Source organism: Mesorhizobium sp. M7A.F.Ca.CA.004.12.1.1 (assembly GCF_003997835.1).
In the GTDB taxonomy this organism is placed as follows: Bacteria; Pseudomonadota; Alphaproteobacteria; order Rhizobiales; family Rhizobiaceae; genus Mesorhizobium.
Map to the genome: position 1 here is coordinate 1 of NZ_RZRK01001185.1, position 1,310 is coordinate 1,310.

1 protein-coding gene and 2 pseudogenes are annotated in these 1,310 nt (G+C 62.9%); all 3 read right to left on the reverse strand.

The genetic code is table 11. From position 1 onward, the window contains the following. Positions 1–249: pseudogene (locus EN984_RS34935) on the reverse strand (hypothetical protein); the annotation flags it as partial. A 108-nt stretch (positions 250–357) separates the two neighbouring features. Then, positions 358–1,116, reverse strand: a complete 759-nt coding sequence (locus tag EN984_RS34940) for a 5'/3'-nucleotidase SurE (protein ID WP_127271828.1) — start codon at positions 1,114–1,116, stop codon at positions 358–360. Next, positions 1,113–1,310: pseudogene (locus EN984_RS34945) on the reverse strand (MBL fold metallo-hydrolase); the annotation flags it as partial. The pseudogene EN984_RS34945 and the gene EN984_RS34940, both read right to left, overlap by 4 nt.

The window sequence follows — 1,310 nt, forward strand, 5'->3', positions numbered from 1 at the left end:
CTTTTGTTCAGGCGGCTTCTCAGCCTTCTTTTCAGGTGTCGGTTCCGGTGGCTTTGGAGCAGGTTTCGGCTTGGGCTTCTCGGGTGGCGGCACGATCGCGACATTGACGGGCTGTTCCTGCTGAACCGGCTGCTGCTCGGGTCTCGGCAGGCCATAGACCAGAAACGCCGCGATGAGCGCATGCAGGATCAGCGATGCGGGCAAAGCCCACAGCAGATGCCGCCGCCGTTCTCCTGTCTCGCCCTTCATCCTCACCGATGTGGAATGAAATAGCGGCGGCTTCAAGCATAGGTGGTGGATTGGCTTGATTTAACCGCTGACAGGTTGGTGATCGGATGACGACGCGCAGACCCCAGGTCAGCCAGTTTGCCGCTGGCGCGGGATCCCGTCCAGAAACCGTTCGTCCAGCCGTGTCTCGCCAAACCAGTTCAGCCGGTTGATGCTGATGAAGCCGGCATCGATCGCCTCGTTTTCGTCACCCGGCTGGCTGTCATGGGCCCGACCGCGCGGCACGGTGATGACTGTATGATCGCCATCGCTTTCCACGATCTCGGCCTTGCGAGCGATCTTGTCGCGACCGATGCGCGGCTGCCGGATTTCGGCCGGCAGCAAGGTCGGCAGGTTGATGCTCAGCCAATGACCCTCAGCGGCCCAGTCGGCGCGCGATTGCCACAATGAAGCGATGAGCGCGCCAAGCCATTGGTCGTCGCCATCGGTGAAATCAGGATTTTTCACGCGTGAGAACCCGATGGCCGGAACGCCCCAGAACGTCGCCTCCCGCGCAATGCCGAGCGTACCGGAATAGGCAAGGTCCTCGGCAGCGTTGCGGCCATCGTTGACGCCCGACAGCACAAGGCCCGGCTTCTCGGAATCGGCGAACAGCCAGGTCATGGCGCTTACCACGCAATCGGCCGGAGTGCCGGAACAGGAGTACCAGTTCGGTTTGACGCGCCGCATGGTCAACGGCCTGGCAATCGTCAATGACGAGCCGGCAGCGGTGCGCTTGCTGTCGGGCGCGACCACCCAGACATCGTCGCTCAACGCGCCGGCCGCATTGACCAGACGGGCAAGCCCCGGCGCTTCGATGCCGTCGTCGTTGCAAATCAGAATTCTCATCGTTTTCTTGCCTCCGACACCACTATGCGCTGGCCGGTGCGGCATTGCGTGCGCAGCGACGGGATGTGGGTTTGCAGATCGCCGAGAAGGTCCGGCGTGCAGGAATGACCGAGTGCGGCGGGACGACCGGCCTTCTCCCAGATGTCGACATTGCCCGGCAGCGTCGGATGGGTCGGCATGCGCACCCAGTCCTG